Annotated in this window: 18 protein-coding genes; 10 read left to right on the top strand and 8 right to left on the bottom strand. The window is 67.9% G+C overall.

Annotated features, from left to right (window positions below):
- Window positions 1–86 precede the first annotated feature (86 nt).
- Entirely contained in the window at window positions 87–1,238 is a 1,152-nt protein-coding gene (locus E0H45_RS26180) for an alanine--tRNA ligase-related protein (protein ID WP_131342139.1), read from the top strand.
- Between the two features lie 6 nt (window positions 1,239–1,244).
- Here E0H45_RS26180 and E0H45_RS26175 read toward each other — a convergent pair whose 3' ends face one another.
- From E0H45_RS26175 to E0H45_RS26165, 3 genes are read right to left on the bottom strand one after another with little or no spacing between them, the layout of a single operon-like run.
- Window positions 1,245–2,213 (bottom strand): EamA family transporter, encoded by a 969-nt coding sequence (locus E0H45_RS26175; RefSeq protein ID WP_238155283.1) that lies wholly within the window; start codon window positions 2,211–2,213, stop codon window positions 1,245–1,247.
- A 45-nt stretch (window positions 2,214–2,258) separates the two neighbouring features.
- The gene (locus E0H45_RS26170; protein ID WP_131342135.1) at window positions 2,259–2,930 is read right to left on the bottom strand and encodes a DUF1345 domain-containing protein; all 672 of its coding nucleotides are present in this window, start codon (window positions 2,928–2,930) and stop codon (window positions 2,259–2,261) included.
- A gap of 26 nt (window positions 2,931–2,956) precedes the next feature.
- Entirely contained in the window at window positions 2,957–3,934 is a 978-nt protein-coding gene (locus tag E0H45_RS26165; protein WP_202872519.1) for a DUF5937 family protein, read from the bottom strand.
- A gap of 67 nt (window positions 3,935–4,001) precedes the next feature.
- Between E0H45_RS26165 and E0H45_RS26160 the strand changes: the two genes are divergently transcribed.
- Window positions 4,002–5,204, top strand: a complete 1,203-nt coding sequence (locus E0H45_RS26160) for an MFS transporter (protein ID WP_238155282.1) — start codon at window positions 4,002–4,004, stop codon at window positions 5,202–5,204.
- Here the strand turns inward: E0H45_RS26160 and E0H45_RS26155 are convergent.
- Window positions 5,164–5,904, bottom strand: a complete 741-nt coding sequence (locus E0H45_RS26155) for an SDR family oxidoreductase (RefSeq protein WP_131342131.1) — start codon at window positions 5,902–5,904, stop codon at window positions 5,164–5,166. The two genes, E0H45_RS26160 and E0H45_RS26155, sit on opposite strands and share 41 nt — an antisense overlap.
- A 70-nt stretch (window positions 5,905–5,974) precedes the next feature.
- Between E0H45_RS26155 and E0H45_RS26150 the strand changes: the two genes are divergently transcribed.
- Window positions 5,975–6,847, top strand: a complete 873-nt coding sequence (locus E0H45_RS26150; RefSeq protein ID WP_131342129.1) for a LysR family transcriptional regulator — start codon at window positions 5,975–5,977, stop codon at window positions 6,845–6,847.
- Here the strand turns inward: E0H45_RS26150 and E0H45_RS26145 are convergent.
- Window positions 6,844–7,704, bottom strand: coding sequence for a helix-turn-helix transcriptional regulator (locus E0H45_RS26145; protein WP_131342127.1), 861 nt, complete (start codon window positions 7,702–7,704; stop codon window positions 6,844–6,846). The two genes, E0H45_RS26150 and E0H45_RS26145, sit on opposite strands and share 4 nt — an antisense overlap.
- A gap of 101 nt (window positions 7,705–7,805) precedes the next feature.
- Here E0H45_RS26145 and E0H45_RS26140 point away from each other — a divergent pair, with 101 nt between their 5' ends.
- The 4 genes from E0H45_RS26140 to E0H45_RS26125 are packed head-to-tail and all read left to right on the top strand — an operon-like array spanning window position 7,806 to window position 9,979.
- Entirely contained in the window at window positions 7,806–8,213 is a 408-nt protein-coding gene (locus tag E0H45_RS26140) for a (R)-mandelonitrile lyase (RefSeq protein ID WP_131342125.1), read from the top strand.
- The gene (locus E0H45_RS26135) at window positions 8,210–8,539 is read left to right on the top strand and encodes a carboxymuconolactone decarboxylase family protein (RefSeq protein WP_131342123.1); all 330 of its coding nucleotides are present in this window, start codon (window positions 8,210–8,212) and stop codon (window positions 8,537–8,539) included. The genes E0H45_RS26140 and E0H45_RS26135 overlap by 4 nt, the downstream gene beginning before the upstream one ends.
- Window positions 8,536–8,925, top strand: a complete 390-nt coding sequence (locus tag E0H45_RS26130; protein WP_131342121.1) for a DUF2255 family protein — start codon at window positions 8,536–8,538, stop codon at window positions 8,923–8,925. Before E0H45_RS26135 ends, E0H45_RS26130 begins: the two co-directional genes overlap by 4 nt.
- 16 nt (window positions 8,926–8,941) lie before the next feature.
- The gene (locus E0H45_RS26125; protein WP_131342119.1) at window positions 8,942–9,979 is read left to right on the top strand and encodes a zinc-binding dehydrogenase; all 1,038 of its coding nucleotides are present in this window, start codon (window positions 8,942–8,944) and stop codon (window positions 9,977–9,979) included.
- On the opposite strand, the gene E0H45_RS26120 is transcribed toward E0H45_RS26125, so the two are convergent.
- Window positions 9,976–10,980, bottom strand: coding sequence for a LacI family DNA-binding transcriptional regulator (locus E0H45_RS26120; RefSeq protein ID WP_131342117.1), 1,005 nt, complete (start codon window positions 10,978–10,980; stop codon window positions 9,976–9,978). The genes E0H45_RS26125 and E0H45_RS26120 overlap by 4 nt on opposite strands.
- Before the next feature lie 10 nt (window positions 10,981–10,990).
- The gene (locus tag E0H45_RS26115; protein WP_131342115.1) at window positions 10,991–12,721 is read right to left on the bottom strand and encodes a glycoside hydrolase family 36 protein; all 1,731 of its coding nucleotides are present in this window, start codon (window positions 12,719–12,721) and stop codon (window positions 10,991–10,993) included.
- 176 nt (window positions 12,722–12,897) lie between these two features.
- Here E0H45_RS26115 and E0H45_RS26110 point away from each other — a divergent pair, with 176 nt between their 5' ends.
- Genes E0H45_RS26110 through E0H45_RS26100 form a run of 3 tightly spaced genes read left to right on the top strand, consistent with a single transcriptional unit; the run spans window position 12,898 to window position 16,061 of the window.
- Window positions 12,898–14,253, top strand: coding sequence for an extracellular solute-binding protein (locus tag E0H45_RS26110; protein ID WP_131342113.1), 1,356 nt, complete (start codon window positions 12,898–12,900; stop codon window positions 14,251–14,253).
- 3 nt (window positions 14,254–14,256) lie between these two features.
- On the top strand, window positions 14,257–15,159 hold the full coding sequence (locus E0H45_RS26105) for a carbohydrate ABC transporter permease (protein WP_131342111.1): 903 nt from the start codon (window positions 14,257–14,259) through the stop codon (window positions 15,157–15,159).
- Window positions 15,156–16,061 carry a carbohydrate ABC transporter permease gene (locus E0H45_RS26100; protein WP_131342109.1) on the top strand — a complete coding sequence of 302 codons (906 nt, stop codon included), beginning with the start codon at window positions 15,156–15,158 and terminating at the stop codon, window positions 16,059–16,061. The genes E0H45_RS26105 and E0H45_RS26100 overlap by 4 nt, the downstream gene beginning before the upstream one ends.
- 59 nt (window positions 16,062–16,120) lie before the next feature.
- Here E0H45_RS26100 and E0H45_RS26095 read toward each other — a convergent pair whose 3' ends face one another.
- Window positions 16,121–16,543, bottom strand: coding sequence for an STAS domain-containing protein (locus E0H45_RS26095; RefSeq protein WP_131342107.1), 423 nt, complete (start codon window positions 16,541–16,543; stop codon window positions 16,121–16,123).
- Window positions 16,544–16,577: the final 34 nt, after the last annotated feature.

The raw sequence follows: 16,577 nt of genomic DNA, 5'->3' as shown, positions 1-16,577 counted from the left end.
CGGCGACCGGAAACGGTTCGCCGGTGTTGTTGTTTCTGTAGCCCGGTGGTCTGGTTCCGGTCTTGAATTCGACAAGGACGAGAACCATGAGCATCAGCAGGACTTTCATCGACTTCTTCGTCGACCGCGAGCACGTCCCGACGACCGGGTCCACGCTCATTCCGCGGCTCGGCGATCCCGTGCTCTTCACGACCTCGGGGATGCATCCGCTCACGCCCTACCTGGAGGGCGAACCACATCCACTGGGCCGCAGACTCGTGGGCATCCAGCGATGTCTGCGAACCACGGATCTCGACGAGGTGGGGGATCCGACCCACCTGACGGTGTTCGAGATGCTGGGCTCGTGGTCGCTGGGGGACTACGGGAGCAGTGAGACGCTGCGCTGGGGGTACGAGCTGCTCACCACCCGCTTCGGCCTGGACCCGCAGCGGATGTACGTGACCGTGTTCGGCGGCGACGAACAGGTGCCGCTCGACCAGGAGTCGCTCCGCACCTGGCAGGAGCTCGGGCTGCCGATCGAGCTGACCACCGACGACAACTGGTGGTCGAACGGCCCGACCGGTCCGTGCGGGCCGGACTCGGAGATCTTCGTGTGGACCGGCGACGGTGAGCCGGAGGGTACGCCGACCACCGACGACCGCTGGGTCGAGGTGTGGAACCACGTGATGATGCGCTACCGCCGCCACGACGACGGCTCGCTCGAGGAGCTCAAGCAGCAGAACATCGACACCGGTCTCGGCCTGGAGCGGCTGACGATGCTCCTCGAAGGCAGGCAGTCGGTGTACGAGACCTCGCTGTTCGAGCCGTGGATGCGGATCATCCCCAAGCTGTGGACGCTGGACGAGCGGTCGCAGCGGATCGTCATCGACCACTTGCGGTCCAGCATCGTGATCGTCGGCGACGGCGTGCACCCGTCGAACACCGGCCGCGGGTACGTGCTGCGTCGGCTGATCCGCCGATTGTTGACAATCCTCTGGCAGAACGACGAGTCGCGGTCGCTGTCCGACCTGCCGATCGAACTGTTCGAGCACACGCTGAGCCACTTCCACCAGGGCGAGACGGTGACGCTGATCCGGCGGATCCTGATCGACGAGGAGATCCGGTTCAGCAACCTGCTCGACCGGGGCCGGAAGGTGCTCAGCCACGAGCGGTTCCACAAGTCCCTCGACGACACCGACTACGAGTACCTGCACGAGACCCACGGCCTGCCGCGGGAACTCGTCGACTCGTTGCGGTAGCGGGGGTCAGATGGCAGCCCGATCCAGTACGTCGGTCGGGGGAGCGTCGGGGATCTCCGGAGACGCGACCTTCCCCACCGACGACTGGGCCACGAACGCGCCGGCCAGGACGATCACGCCGCCGATGATCTGGTTGGTGCGCAGCGTCTCGCCGAGCAGGATCAGCGCGAACACGCACGCCGCCACCACCTCGACGTACGCGACCGCACCCGCGATCGGCGCCGAGAGTCGCTGTACGGCAGCCGCACCCGCCAGATAGGCGACGACCGTGCTCACGAGGATCAGCCACGCGGCCATCACCCAACCGGGAGCGTGCCGCTGGCCGATCGCGATCGTGTCGACGAGCACGTGCCACGGCGTACCCCACGGTGCCGCGATCAGTGTCAGTACGACGGCACCGACCACGCTGCCCGCCGCTGTCATCACGAGCGGATCCGCGGCGCCGGTCAACTTGTCGATCAGGATGAAGTACGTCGCCTGGCACGCGGCCGCACCGAGGCCGGCGAGCAGGCCGATCAGGTCGATCGACAATCCGGACCAGATCTCGGCCACCGTCGCGAGACCGACGACCGCGATACTCACCCCGATCGCGGCCGAGCGCGGTACGGCGACCTTCTGGCCGAACTTCAGCCACGCGACCACCAGCACCGGGCCGGAGAACTCGAGCATCAGCGCCACGCCGACCGGCAGCCGGCTGGCCGCCAGGAAGAACAGCGTCTGGCAGCCGGCGATCCCGGTCAGGCCGTAGAGCACCAGCGCCTTCCAGGAGGCCCGCGCCGAGCGGAGCCCGGCGCGACCGCGGAAGACCAGCACGAGCGGGACCAGCACCGCGGCGGCGCCGAGGATGCGTAGCCAGGCCGCCTGCTGCGGCGTGAAACCGGCGCCGATCAGCGCCTTCGCGAACGGACCCGACCCGCCGAACGTGATCGCGGAGAAGATCGCGAACCCCAACCCCACCGACTTCGTGCTGTACATGGGCATAACGCTCTCATGCCCATTACATTGCTGTCGAGTGTGATCTCAGAGGACGTTCACCGCGCGGGCCGCGACGATCGCGACGGTGAGCAGTGCGATCGCCGACTGGATACCCATCAGCGTCTTCGTCCGGGCCGTCAGCGGCATCGTGTCGGTCGGGCTGAACGCGGTCGCGGCGGTGAAGGAGACGAACAGATAATCGGTGAACCCGGGCAGCCAGCCCTTCCAGCCGTCCAGGTCGACGGTCATCTGCGGAAACAGCAGGTCCGCGCGCTCGGTCTCCCGCTCGTGCTCGGGCGCCCGGGCGAACGGCCCGCCGCGGTCGATCTCCCAGTACCAGACCGCGAACGCGACCACGTTCGTCACCCAGATCAGCAGGGCGCTCTTCACGAGAACCTTGCCCTCGTTGGCGTCGCCGTTGTTCAGGAAGAAGATCATTCCGGCCAGGTAGTACGCGTTCACCGCGACCAGGACCGCGAGCAGGACGAGCTCCACCGATCGCAGCCAGGGCTCGTCGCGGCGCAGGTGGAACGGGTTCATCCACACCAGCGGCAGCAGCAGAAGCCCACCGAGCACGGGCATGAGCCACCGCGGGAGCGCATTGACCTGCGTCGGCACCAGCACCTGCAGCACCAGAACCGCGACCACCGCCAGCGAGGCAGGCCAGCGCCGGGTGTGGCGGGTGCTGGGCGGACGCGCCTTCGTCGGCTTGTTCATTCCAGCATTCTCACGCCGCGAGCCGGTTATCCGACGGAGGCGTCGATGACGGCCTGTCCGACTTCGGTACGGCGGTAGTGGACCTGGTGACCGGTACGACGACGTGTCGCGAGGCCCGCGTCGTACAACGCCGACAGGTGTTCGGCGACGGTGGCGAGCGCGAGGTTGTTCTGGGCGGCGAGTGCGCTGGTGGTGGCGGGTGGGTCGAGTGCGACGAGAAGGGTCGCGCGAGTACGGCCGAGGAGGCGCGCCAGCGGGTCCGGAGGAGCAGGAGCGTCGGACCACAGGCGGGCGGCACCGCGGGCCGGGTAGACGAGGGTCGGGTGGTACGCCGGGTCAACGACGATCACGAGGTACGGCCAGGCGAAGACCCCGGGAACCAGGAGCAGGCCCTGTCCGGCGAGATCGCGGTCCTCGGCACGGTAACGGGTGGCGATCAGACGGTCGTTCTCCCAGGCCAGGGTCGGGTGCAGATCGTCGAACAGTCCGGCCAGGCCACCGTCGGTCAGTTGCTGACCGCGGTACGCGATGTCGTCCTCGAGGACGCGGCTGATCAGCGGCCAGTCCGGCTTGATCAGGGCCTCCCAGGCGCTCTCGATCTCGTCGGCGAGCCGTTCGCGGGTGCCGGCCAGGTCCTCCAGCATCTTGTCGATCTCCGGCGCGCCGGGGTTCTTCAACTCGTCCCTTGACCGGATCAGTTCGGTGCGGACCTTCTCCAGCGGGGTACTGCGGACGCGGGCGATCTCGGTCGCGAACTTCGCCCGCGACGCCTTCGGCGGCGGGGTCAGGAAGTCCGGCGTGAACCCTACGCGCGGCTGAACCGCCTTCAGTCCGCGCAGGTCGAGCTGCGCTGCCGATTCCCGCTTCGCCGCGATCCAGTCGCCGTACAACGGCCGGTGCTTCGATCCGTTCAGCACCCGCACCGCCGACATCGTCTCCCACAACGGCGACGCCCCGAACCGGCAACGCAGCGCGTCCGCCTGCGTGAACCGCAGTACCGTCATGAATCCGAACTTTCGGCCACAACCAAAACTCTACGCCGCGTGCCCCGGACGCGTGCACGCTCGCCGCGTGAGGTCTTACCGAGCTGTACTCAGCCTTCCCGGCCTGCGCGCCGTGTACGCCGCCCACACCGTCTCGATGCTGGGAACCGTGGCCGCGCAGGTCGCGCTGTCCATCCTGATCTTCGAGCGCACCGGATCGCCGTTGCTGTCGGCCCTCGTCCTGGCCTGCTCATTCCTGCCGTACGCCGTGAGCGGCGTGCTGTTCTCCTCGATCGCGGACCGGTTCCCAGCGCGCCGGGTCCTGGTCGTCTGCGATGTGGTCAGCGCGGTGGCCATCGGGCTGATGCTGACACCGGGAATGCCGGTAGGCGGGCTGCTGGGACTGTTGCTGGTAACCGGGATCGTGGCGCCGATCTTCGCAGGCGCACGGGCTGCCAGTCTCGCGCACCTGCTGCCGACCGACCTCTTCCCGGCCGGCAGGTCCTTGCTGAGGGCAATCAGTCAGGTCGCGGTGCTGACCGGGTTCGCACTCGGCGGGATCGCGGTCGCGCTGGTCGGCGCGAACTGGTTGCTGGCGCTCGACGCGGTGACCTTCGTCGCGTCGGCGGTGCTGATCGGGACGGGTACGCCGTACACGCCGCCGGGGGAGCGCAAGAGCAACACGGTCCGCGATTCGTGGGCCGGGCTGCAGGTGTTGTTCGCCAACGCGAAGCTACGCAACCTGATCCTGCTGACCTGGGTCGCTCCGGCGTTCTCGTCCGTCCCGGACGGACTGGCCGTCGCGTACACCGCTCAGATCGGCGTCGCAGCCGCTGCCGCCGGTGCGTTGTTCACCGGGTACGCCGTCGGCAGTGTGCTCGGCGAGCTCGTCGTCGCGCGGTTCACCCCTTCCGCGCGGCGACGGCTCGTCGTCCCGTTCCTGCTGACCAGCCAGCTGCCCGCGATCGCGTTCCTCACCACACCGCCGATCCCGGTCGCCGCGGTACTCCTCGCGATCTCCGGCACGGGCTACGCCTTCAATCAGGGCATCGACCCGCTGATCCTGCAGCACGCGGACCCGTCGTACCGCGGCCGCCTGTTCACCGTCCAAACCAGCGGCCTGATGGCGATCCAGGGCGTCACCATCGCCCTGGGTGGCGTCGTCGGCTCCTTCCTCGCCCCGAACCTCACCATGGCAGCCGCCGGCATCCTCGGCACCACAATCACCCTGCTGATAGCCCGTCAAGCCCTCACCACGGAGCCACGTCAGCCAGTGACTCCGGCCCTCTGAAGACGCCGGTTGGTCCGTCTGCCGGGAGTGTTGCGAGGGCGACCGGGACGGCTGCTCCGTCGGCCACGGTTCGCTCGCCGCGTGGCACGGACGCCTGCGTGTTCAGGTCGGTCGGCACGAGGCCCGGGGTGGCGGCGTTCACCTTGATGTTGTCCGCGCGCAGGGCGCTCGCGTAGACCAGGGTCAGGGCGTTGAGCGCTGCCTTCGACGAGCTGTAGGCGAGCAGTCCTTGGGTTGCGAGGCGGCCGTCGAGTTCCGAGAGGAGGTTGACCGAGCCGAGTCCGCTCGACATGTTCACGATCCGCGCGTTCGGCGATCGCCGCAGCAGCGGTACGAAGGCGTTGATCACCGCGACCACACCGAACACATTCACGTCGTACGCCGATCGCACCTGTTCGGCCGTGATGTCCGCGACCGCCGTACCCCACTCGGCCACGATGCCGGCGTTGTTGACCAGCACATCGAGCCGGCCGGAGTCCGCCTCGACCTGCTTCGCGGCGGCTGCGACCGACTCCACGTCGGTCACGTCCAGCTGCACAAACCGCACATCGCCGGCCAGCTCCTCCGCGGCGCGAGCGCCTAGAGCCGGATTCCGCGCGCCCAGGTACACCGTCAGCCCGCGCGCCGCGAGCTGGCGCACGATCTCGTGGCCGATGCCTTTGTTTCCGCCCGTCACCAGGGCGACCTCGTTCTGATTCATGCCTCCAGTCCAGCGCGGACCCACCCCCGCGGACCAACACCGATCAGGTGGTCCGCCATACCCTGGAGGTATGCCGGAACCCGAGATCCGCGAGCTGCGCTACTTTCGCGCGGTCGCCGAGGACCTGAACATCACCCGCGCGGCCGAGCGTCTGGGCATCGCCCAGCCGCCTCTGTCCCGCGCGATGCGCCAGCTCGAGCACCGTCTCGGTGTCGACCTGTTCGACCGTTCCGGCCCCCGCCTCGGGCTGACCGCGGCGGGCGAGACCCTGCTGAAGGAGTCGGGGCCGGTGCTGGACGCGCTCGACTCGGCGGTACGACGCACGCAGCGGGCCGGTCAGTCGTCCGGAGGGCTCGTGGTGACTGCGAAGCCCGGCGTCGCCACAGAGGTGCTGCATCGGATCGTGACCGAGCTCCAGGGCGAGTTGCCGGGGGTTCAGGTAGTGGTGAGCGGGTTCGGGGAGCAGGCTGACATGGTGCGGGACGGGCGGGCGGATGTTGCGCTGGTCAGTCGGCCGTTCGACGACCACGGGCTGGAAACCGAGCTGCTGTACACCGAGCCGCGGGTTGCTGCGCTTCCGGCTCGGCACGAGTTGGCGGCACGCGAGGTGCTCGCGGCTGATGATCTCGCTGGGATTCCGGCGCCGCGGTGGAGCCGGGCCGATGTTGCTGAGCGCAACTACTGGTCGGCGCGGCCGGACGATCCGGTGGACGGGCCGATCGTGCAGGACTCATCGCAACTGCTGGAGGTCGTCGCTTTCGGGCAGGCGGTCGCGCTCGTGCCGCAATCGATGGCCGAGCGCAACATCCGGCCGGATGTCGTCTACCGGCCGGTGGCCGACGTCGAGCCGTACCAGATGCTCGTGGTCTGGCCGGCCGGCAGTCGTTCCGCCGATCTCGCCAAGTTCGTCGAGGTGGCGGTCAGGCGGTCAGGCGGTCCCTAGTGCTGGGGGACTTCCGTGGTGGCGGCCCAGCTGGCGAGGAGTTTGAGGCTGTCGGCGGTCGGGCTGCCGGCGGGAGCGACGTACACCAAGAGAGTGAGCCCTGGGTGGGCAGGGAATTCCATCGCCTCGAAGGTGAGCTCGAGGTCACCGACGACCGGGTGGTGGAACTTCTTCAGGCCGGTGCGGTGGAAGCGGACGTTGTGAGCAGCCCAGCGGGTACGGAAGTCCTCGCTGCGAGTGGACAGCTCACCGATGAGTTCGATCAGCAACTTGTCGTGCGGATTGCGCCCGGCTTCGGAGCGCAGCATCGCGGCTATGTCGTCCGCCGCGCGTTCCCAGTCCTGGAAGAAGTCGTGTGAGGCCGGGTCGAGGTAGACGAAGCGAGCACTGTTCGCGGGGCGGCGCGGGTCCGCGAGCAGCGGAGCGTGGAGCGCGCGGGCCATCCGGTTCGCCGCGAGCATGTCGTGGCGGGCGTTGCGGACCCAGGCCGGTGCGTCGTTCACGGCGTCGAGCACGAGCTGGACACTGGCCGGCACGGTCGCGGGCGCGGTCTTGCGGCTGCGCGCGGGGGTCGGTTCGGCGGCGCGGGCGAGATCGAACAGGTGCGCACGCTCGGCGTCGTCCAGCTGCAGCGCCCGGGCAAGCCCCTCCAGGACGGTGTCGGAGGCCCCGGCCAGGTTCCCGCGCTCCAGCCGCACGTAGTAGTCGATGCTCATCCCCGCCAGCATGGCGACCTCTTCGCGGCGCAACCCCTTGACTCGGCGGTTGCCGCCGTACGCCGGAAGTCCCGCCTGCTCAGGGGTGATCCGCGCCCGCCTCGAGGCGAGGAACTCGCGGATCGCAGCTCGGTTGTCCATGCCTCCACCGTAGACGGGTACCCGGAACTGAAGGAGGTACTGACGTTACCTGGAACGACAGTGACTCCCGCGGGCACGCGGCAGCCCGTTCACTGGCACACATGGAGAAACTGACGAAACCCGCGACCGGGAAAGGACCGGGCGACTGGTTCGTGGGCGAGGTCTGGTTCGACCAGATCTACCGCGGTGAGGAGCCGTCTCGCGCGCGGGTGAACGCGGTGCACTTCCCACCCGGCGCTCACACCGCCTGGCATGTGCACGCCATGGGCCAGACCCTGCACGTCACCGAGGGCGTCGGCCTGGTCGGTACCCGGGACGGTCAGGTGATCGTGATGCGGCCCGGCGACACCGTGCACACCCCACCGGGGGAGTGGCACTGGCACGGCGCGACCGTCGATTGCTTCATGACCCACTTGGCCATCTGGGACGGCACCGGCGACCCCGACGTACCGGAGACGACCTGGGGCGAACACGTCACCGACACCGACTACGAGAAGGCACAGTCATGACCGAGCAAACCCCCGCCCAGCGGGCGATCGGGGACTTCGCGCCGAAGCTGGTCGAGCTCACCGACGAGGTGCTGTTCGGCGACATCTGGGCGCGCACCGAACTCAGCCCCCGGGACCGGAGCCTGATCACCTGCGCCGCGCTGATCACCAACGGCAGCACCGAACAACTGCGCAGCCACCTCGCCCGGGCCAAGACCAACGGCCTCACCGAGACCGAACTCAAAGAGGCGATCATCCACCTGGCCTTCTACGCCGGCTGGCCGCGCGCCATGTCGGCGATCACCGTCGCCAAGGACGTCTTCGGCGCCGCGGAGCCGGCGAAGTGAGCGGCTGGAGCGAGCAGGACCTGCAGCGGGTCGGACAGGCGACCGAGTTGCAGGTCAGCTCCCGGCGCACAGACGGGTCCCTTCGGCCGTTCGTGACCATCTGGGTGGTGCGTGCCGATGACGATCTCTACGTCCGGTCCGCCCACGGCACCGACAACCCGTGGTTCCGGCGCGCCACGATCAGAGGCCGCGGCCGGATCCGTGCCGGAGGCATCGAACGCGACGTCGTCTTCGAGGTCCCGGACAGCAAGGTCCACAGCGCGGTCGACAAGGCCTACCACACGAAGTACGACCGGTACGGCCCACGGATCGTCGGCAGCGTCGTCGGCCAGCTCGCCGCCGCCGGCACCCTCCGCCTCCTCCCTGACGACACCGAGAAGCAGTAACTACCGAAGGAAACTCATGCGAGCCACCTATATGTACGGCGCCGGCGACGTTCGCGTCGTCGATGCGCCCGACCCGATCATCAAGGAACCGACCGACGCGATCGTCCGTGTTGTGCGGGCTTGTGTCTGCGGGTCCGATCTGCACCCATACCACTCCCTGGCGGCGACGCCGGACGGCAAATCGATGGGCCACGAGTTCGTCGGTGTTGTCGAAGAGACCGGCAGCGACGTGACCACGGTCAAGGCCGGCGACTTCGTGATCGCGCCGTTCGCGTGGTCCGACGGCACCTGCGACTTCTGCCGCGAGGGCCTGCAGACCTCCTGCCGGCACGGCGGTTTCTGGAACGCCGGCGACGTCGCCGGCGGCCAGGCCGAGGCCGTCCGGGTCCCGCTCGCGGACGGCACCCTTGTCGCCGTACCGGTCGAAGAGACCTCACCGCTGATCCCGTCGCTGCTCACGCTGTCCGACGTGTACGGAACCGGCTACCACGCGGCGATCAAGGCGAACGTCAACCCGCGTACGAGCGTGACGGTGATCGGTGACGGAGCCGTCGGTCTGATGGCCGTCCTGTCGGCGAAGCGCCTCGGCGCCGAGCAGATCATCCTCATGGGCCGCCACACCGCGCGCACCGACCTCGGTCGCGAGTACGGCGCGACAGACGTCGTAGCCGAGCGCGGCGACGAGGGGATCGCCCGCGTACGGGACCTCACCGGCGGCGACGGTACGCACGTCGTACTCGAAGCTGTCGGTCATCGGCCCGCGTACGACCAGGCGATCGGAGTCGTCCGGGCCGGCGGCGTCATCAGCCGTGTCGGCGTACCGCAGTACACCGACGCCCCGATCGGGTTCGCCAGCCTCTTCTTGCCCAACATCACCCTCACCGGCGGTCCGGCGCCGGCCCGCGCCTACATCGAAACCCTGCTTCCCGACGTCCTCGCGGGCAACGTCGACCCAGGCAAGGTCTTCGACAGCGAGGTCGCCCTCGCCGACGTGGCCGACGGCTACCGCACGATGGACGACCGCACCGCCCTCAAGGTACTCGTCAGGCCTTAGGCACTCGCGCGGATGACCAGCGGCGCCGTGACGAGTCTGCCCGGCTCGTCCGGGTCGCCGCTGATCTCTCGCAGGGCGCGGTCGAACAGGAAGGCGGCGATGTCCCGCAGCGGGATCCGGGCGGTCGTGAGCGGTGTGTCGAGCATGCTCGCGAACGGGAAGTCGTTGAACCCGGTGACCGCAACGTCCTGACCGACGGCGATCCCGCGCCGCTGCAGCGTCCGCATCGCCACCACCGCGAACGCGTCGTTGTCCGCAACGAAAACGTCTGGCGGATCCAGCTCCTCGACGTACGCCGCGACTGCCTCGAGCGAACCGAACGATCGGTCTACCGTCGACGGGAACTCCCGGATGAACCCGTCCCGCCGCTGATGCACCCACGGCAGCGGGCTGTCCGTCGCCAGGTACACCGCCCGCTCCCGGCCGGTCGACCGCAGATGCGCGGCGACACCGGCCATCGACGACTCGTTGTCCACGTCGACCCAGCACTGCCGATGCTCCGGCCCCGTCCGCCCGAACGCCACGAACGGGAACCGCCGGCGGCTGAGGAACTCGATCCGCTCGTCGTGCGGCATCGTCTCCAGGACGACGATCGCGTCGACCTGCCGCGCCGCGATCAGCTTCTCGTACAGCACGATCTCGGCCGCGCTGTCGGCCGGGGTCTCGACAACATGGACGCCGTACCCCGAGACCGCGGCCGCCTTGACCAGACCGCCGAGCAGGCTGTGCAGGAACCCGCCCAGGCCCGGGTTCTCGTCGTCCACGAGGTCGTCCTCGAAGGACATCGGCAGGCCGATCACCTGGCTGCGTCCGGACGACAACGCGCGGGCAGCGTGGTTCGGGATGTACCCGAGTTCCTGGATCGCGGCGCGCACGGTCCGGACTGTCGGTGCCGCTACGCGGTGTGGCGCGTTGAGCACGTTCGACACCGTCATCGCCGACACCCCGGCCAATCGGGCGACGTCCGCGACAGTCGTACGCCGCGGTTTCTCGTCAGCCAACCGTTCCCCCTTAGTCGCACACGATCCGGGCTGATCCACCGACCGGAACGTCGATCGTCCACACCTCAGGCGGAGTCGTCGTCTCTCGGTGCACCTCGTGGCCCGAACAGTCAGACACTACGAGGTCGACAAGCCGGTCGCACGCACCTTCGACGTACAGTCGCCGCTCGGCGCCACCGTTCACCACGACGGTGCACGACTCCTGCACCCGCACGACAGGATTCGCGTACACGGCAACCACGGTTTCCGTCGCACCGACCGCGCGAACCTGCGTGTACCGCGCATCCGTTCGCGACGGCAGCAGTACGCCGTGCAGCAGCGCGTCGGCGTGATCGCGCAGGAATCCGAGCCAGTACCGGACCACCTGCTCATGCTCGGGCGGCAGCGCGTCCAACTCCATCGACACCTGCGCCGTACTGAACAAGGCACCGATGAAGTGCTGCGCGACGTTCTCCGCCGACGCCGACGGGTGCCACATCAGCATGTCGGAGTGCACCGCGCGGTCACCGGCCAGCAGTCGGCAGTCGATCGTGCGGACACGGTTCTCCACCGGGTCGAGCGCACAGTCGCCGGCCCGCAGGAACGTGCCGAACTGCCAGAGCCTCGGGTGCACGTAGTCCTGACGGAACTCGATCAGCACGTCGGGCCGCAGCTTCCGTAGCTCGTCGGTGACGGCCTGCAAGAACCGCTCCACGCCTTCGTCGACGGAGGAGCAGTCACCGCCCGGTCCTGGAGGGACGCTGCTCCGCGCCCAGGAATCGATGAAGTCGATCTTCAGGCCGTCGACGCCCCAGTCACGCACCGGACGAACGCAGCATTCCAGGAGGTGTTCGCGGACCTCGGGATAGCGGGGGTCGAGGACGGCGGTCACCTCGCCGTCGGCAAAGCCGAGTGTGAGGTCCTTCAGCTTGTCCCAGGCCTTCGAGTGCACACCGATCAGCGGCGGCGCGAGCCACAGTACGTACCGCTGGCCGAGCGCGTGCACGCGACGTACATGCTCGGCCATGTCGGGGAACTTGTGGCTGGTCGGCTCCCAATCGCCGCAGTACGCGTACCCGCGCCGCGTGTCGTCGGTCTGCCAGCCGTCGTCGACGATGACCGCCTCGGTGCCGTACGCCGCTCCCGCGCGGGCGTGCCGCTCGACGGACTCGGCCGAGACGTGCTGGTGGTCGCTGTACCAGGTCGAGTACATCGCCTGTCGCGCGACCGGCGGTACGTCGGCGATCCGGTCACCCAGCTCGGCCGCCCACTCCGCCGTCACGGCACGCAACGCCTCGGCGAAGTGCTGCGCCCGCAGATCGATCCGCAGAGCGAAGCCTTCGCCCTCGAGATCCGTCACGGTCAGCTCGATCAGCTGTTCCGCGGTCTCCTCGCTCACCCCGACGGCGAAGTCGCAGCCCCGGACGTTCGACGACAACGAGATGGTCACCAGGCTGCGGTCCTGCGGATCGACGAGCGTGGCGACGGGTGCGGAGCGGACGGAACGGAGGTCGCGGTGCGAGCCCCAGTCGGTCGGGAGGTTACGGCGTGATCCCTGGGCCGCCTTCCAGAGCGTCACCGCGTCCTCGGCCGGCCAGGTCCAGCGCAGCGTCACCGGACCGTCGGCAGCGACGTCGGCAACCACGTCGTACCGCAGGACACCGGGCTCGGCAGCCGCGCGCTCGGTCAGCGTGCCGGGGCCGGTCAGGCTTGCGCTGCGGACGGTACGACCATCGGCGGAGCGGATCTCAAATGTCGTCACGGGCTGGACTATAGCGGTAAAACTGAATGCTCCGAAGTGTTGACGGAATTGCCTGACGTCCCTAAGTTTTACCGCTAATATCCGCCTTCTTCGAGGAGCCGCCGGGCCGGCTCTCAGCTCCGACCTCGCCGGTGTGGCCGTCTGCCGAAAACCGAACCAAGAGAAGGAGAACTGTGATGCCGATTAATGAATTGCCCTTGGGGCGACCGATCACACGTCGTGGTTTCCTGGCCAGTGCGGCCATCGCCGGAGTGGGCTCGAGCGCGTTGCTCACGGCCTGCGCCGGCGGTAGCGCGGGGGGCACCTCGAGTGCCGCCGGCAAGGGCGGCGCCGGCGGTGCGGGCGGCGCGGGCGGCACCGTGACCTGGGCCTCGTGGGCGAACCCGGGCGAGGCCGAGCGGTTCCGGCAGATCTCGAAGGACTACGAGGCCGCGCACGGGACCAAGGTCACCTTCCAGGTGGTCGTCGGCGACTACGGCGCCAAGCTGCTCACCCAGCTCGCCGGCAGCAGCGCTCCGGACGTCTTCTACGTGCAGGACTCCGGCATGCAGCGGCTCATCCAGTCCAAGAAGGTCGCCGATTTCACCGAGTTCACGTCGAAGGCGGACGCGCCCGTCAAGATCGACGACCTGTATCCGAACCTGATGGGCTGGTGCAAACCTGCCGACGGCAGCCCGGGCACCTACGGACTGGTCGTCGACTGCAACCCGATCGTGTTCTGGTTCAACAAGGACATGTGCGCGGCCGCCGGCATCACCCAGAACCCCGCGCAACTGCACGAATCCGGCGGCTGGAACCGAGACGCCCTCGACGACTTCCTGACCAAGATCAAGGCCACCGGCAAGCGGGGCATGGTGCTGGAAGGCGGCTTCGGCCCCATGCTCAGCTGGATGACGGCGTTCGGAGGCAAGGTCGTCGACGGCGACAAGATGATCTTCAACGAGGACGCGAAGTCGATGGAGACCCTCGAGTGGCTCTGGGAGGGAATGGCCAACGGCAACATCACCTACGGCGGGTCGCTGCCGAAGGGGCAGGCCATCGACGCCTTGTTCTACAGTCAGCAGCTCGCCAGCTGCCAGGTGGGACGCTGGATCCTCCCGAACCTCAAGAAGCTGAAGTTCGGCTACGACATCGCGCCGTTCGCGTCCGCCGACGGGAAGACCGTACCGCCGGTGATCGTCTACACAGCGGCCATGGCCGTGAACGCCAAGGCCAAGGACCCCGAAGCCGCGATGTACTTCGCCACCCGGTTCGTCAGCAAGGACGGTCAGAAGGCCCGGCTCTCCGGCGGAGGCAACGCCGTGCCGGCCGTCGCGGGACTGGACGAGGTCGTGATGGAGAACAAGCTGCCCGAGCACTGTGCCTGGTTCACGGACACCGCCAAGTCGGGCTACGCCATCCCGTCGGCCATCGCGTCCAAGGCGGAGGTCGGAGCCAACCTCGGCACCGAGATGGACAAGTCGATCAAGGCCGGCGACAACGCGAAGGTGTGGGCCGACAAGATCTGCAAGTTCATCAACAACGGGAAGTGAGACATGGCGCTCGCATCCGATGTGAAGCGCAGACGGCGGACCGAAGCGCTGTGGGGGTACGCCTTTCTCACCCCGCAGCTCATCGGCCTGATCGCCTTCATGGTGGGTCCCCTGGTCTTCGCCATCGTGCTGTCGTTCTCGAGCTGGGACGGTTTGGGTTCGCGCACGTTCGTCGGGCTGCAGAACTTCATCGGTGTCTGGCAGAACGACCAGCTGCGGCAGTCCTGGCTGAACACCGCGTGGTTCACCGCCCTCCAGGTCCCCGGACTGCTGATCACCGGCTTCTTCTTCGCGTTCTTCATTCAGAAGGCGGGTCGATTGACGCCGTTCTACCGGATCTTCTTCTTCGCGCCGCAGGTCACGTCGACCGTCGCGGTGGGCGCGATCTGGCTCTGGCTGCTGAACCCCGAGATCAGTCCCATCAGCTCCCTGCTGAAGTCGCTCGGGGTGCCCAACCCACCTGACTGGCTGCAGGATCCGGGGACGGCGATCCCTGCGATCGTCCTGGTGTCGATCTGGCAGGGCCTCGGCTACATGATCGTGATGTTCGTCGCCGGTCTGCAGAGCATCTCGCCCACCCTGATGGAGGCCGCCGACATCGACGGCGCCTCGGAATGGCAGAAGCTGCGCAAGATCACCGTGCCGCTGCTCTCGCCGACCATCCTGTTCCTGTCGATCACCTCGATCATCGGGTCCTTCCAGGTGTTCGACTACATCTACTTCTTCTTCGACACCACAGCGCCGGCGAACGCCCACACGATCGTGTACGACATCGTGAACATCGCCTTCCGTGAGTTCAAGTTCGGGTTCGCCGCGGCCATCGCGGTGTACCTGTTCCTCGTCCTGCTGGCCCTGACCGGCCTCCAGTTTCTTGCTCAGAAGAGATGGGTGCATTACACCGAATGACTTCCTCATCAGGCGAGATCGACGCGCGGGGCCTCGAGTCGGCGCGTCGAAAGAATGCTTCTCATGGGCTGAGCGGGGGGCGGTTCAAGCCGTCCTGGATCCCGCTGCACCTGCTTCTGGTCGCGGGCTCGCTGGTGATGTTCGTGCCGTTCCTGTGGATGCTGTTCTCGGCGCTGAAGCCGCTGGACGAGATCTTCGCCCAGCCGCCGAAGCTGCTGCCGAAGGTCTGGCAGCCGCAGAACTTCGTCACCGCTTGGCAGGGCGCCGACTTCGCGCGCGCGTACCTCAACAGTGTCTATATCGCCGGCCTGGTCACGGTCCTCACCCTGATCACCTGCTCGATGGCCGCCTACGCCTTCGCGCGGATCCGTTTTCCGGGGCGGAAAGTGATCTTCGGCATCTTCCTGGCCACCATGATGGTTCCGTTCCAGCTGACCGTGATCCCGCTGTACGTCATCATGGGGCAGCTCCGCTGGATCGACACCCACCTGGCGCTGATCGTCCCGCCTGCGTTGTTCAACGCCTTCGGCGTCTTCCTCCTCCGCCAATATGTCCGCGGCATTCCGCTGGAGCTGGAGGAAGCTGCCTCGATCGACGGCGCGGGGCGGGTCCGGATCTTCACCACCATCATCCTGCCGCTGCTGCGTACCCCACTCGTGGCCCTCGGCATCTTTGTGTTCCTCGGACAGTGGAACTCGTTCTTCTCTCCGCTGATCTTCCTGAACAGCGATCGGAACTTCACGATTCCGCTCGTGGTCAACCAGTTCAAGGGCGCCTACTCCTCCGATTGGACGAGCCTGATGGCGGCCACGACCATGGCGGCGCTGCCGATGCTGCTGATATTCATCATCGCCCAGCGCCAGATCGTGCAAGGTATCGCTCTGTCCGGCTCGAAGACCTGACAGGTACCGCACGTCCGGCATCAGCCCAATCGGGTGATGCCGGACGTGCTGCGACCGGGTCAGGGCCCCGAGGCGATGCCCGGCCGGTACGACGGCAGCGCGTCGGCGAGGTTCGGGTAGTGGTCGAGCGGCCGGACGGTCCGGGTGGCCCGGAGCAGATCGCCCAGCCACTGGCCGGCGCCGGACGCACGGAGCCAGCCGCCGTGCTCGACGGCGAGGTCGTGCGCGTCGGCGAGAACGTCGAGCCCCGCCGCCTCCATCCGGGTGACCCGGCGAAGGTCGACGACCAGGCGCGGAAGTTTGGTGGTGATCACATGCTGGAGCTCATTGGCGAAGGTGGGCAGGGTGCCGACGTCGATCGCTCCGGCGACCCGGACCACGGCGCACGCACCGACCGCGCTCCAGCTGCACACGAACGGCCCGCTCACGTCCGCCGGCCGGCGGACGGAGCTGGCCACTTGAGGTTTTGGGGAGGGCTTCATCCCTCTCCCGTACCCCGCCGCTAACCGGTGACGC

It is taken from the genome of Kribbella soli, from assembly GCF_004331345.1.
GTDB classification, from domain to species: Bacteria; Actinomycetota; Actinomycetes; order Propionibacteriales; family Kribbellaceae; genus Kribbella; species Kribbella soli.
Note: the sequence above shows the minus strand (reverse complement) of the source record. Positions and strands in the feature narration are given on the sequence as shown.

Bases quoted from the DNA above. Each gene is read 5' to 3' on its own strand.
- E0H45_RS26140 (WP_131342125.1), top strand. From the start codon at position 7,806: ATGGAGAAACTGACGAAACCCGCGACCGGGAAAGGACCGGGCGACTGG.
- E0H45_RS26145 (WP_131342127.1), bottom strand. From the start codon at position 7,704: ATGGACAACCGAGCTGCGATCCGCGAGTTCCTCGCCTCGAGGCGGGCG.
- E0H45_RS26175 (WP_238155283.1), bottom strand. From the start codon at position 2,213: ATGTACAGCACGAAGTCGGTGGGGTTGGGGTTCGCGATCTTCTCCGCG.
- E0H45_RS26165 (WP_202872519.1), bottom strand. From the start codon at position 3,934: ATGACGGTACTGCGGTTCACGCAGGCGGACGCGCTGCGTTGCCGGTTC.
- E0H45_RS26150 (WP_131342129.1), top strand. From the start codon at position 5,975: ATGCCGGAACCCGAGATCCGCGAGCTGCGCTACTTTCGCGCGGTCGCC.
- E0H45_RS26180 (WP_131342139.1), top strand. From the start codon at position 87: ATGAGCATCAGCAGGACTTTCATCGACTTCTTCGTCGACCGCGAGCAC.
- E0H45_RS26170 (WP_131342135.1), bottom strand. From the start codon at position 2,930: ATGAACAAGCCGACGAAGGCGCGTCCGCCCAGCACCCGCCACACCCGG.
- E0H45_RS26125 (WP_131342119.1), top strand. From the start codon at position 8,942: ATGCGAGCCACCTATATGTACGGCGCCGGCGACGTTCGCGTCGTCGAT.
- E0H45_RS26155 (WP_131342131.1), bottom strand. From the start codon at position 5,904: ATGAATCAGAACGAGGTCGCCCTGGTGACGGGCGGAAACAAAGGCATC.
- E0H45_RS26105 (WP_131342111.1), top strand. From the start codon at position 14,257: ATGGCGCTCGCATCCGATGTGAAGCGCAGACGGCGGACCGAAGCGCTG.
- E0H45_RS26110 (WP_131342113.1), top strand. From the start codon at position 12,898: ATGCCGATTAATGAATTGCCCTTGGGGCGACCGATCACACGTCGTGGT.
- E0H45_RS26135 (WP_131342123.1), top strand. From the start codon at position 8,210: ATGACCGAGCAAACCCCCGCCCAGCGGGCGATCGGGGACTTCGCGCCG.
- E0H45_RS26100 (WP_131342109.1), top strand. From the start codon at position 15,156: ATGACTTCCTCATCAGGCGAGATCGACGCGCGGGGCCTCGAGTCGGCG.
- E0H45_RS26095 (WP_131342107.1), bottom strand. From the start codon at position 16,543: ATGAAGCCCTCCCCAAAACCTCAAGTGGCCAGCTCCGTCCGCCGGCCG.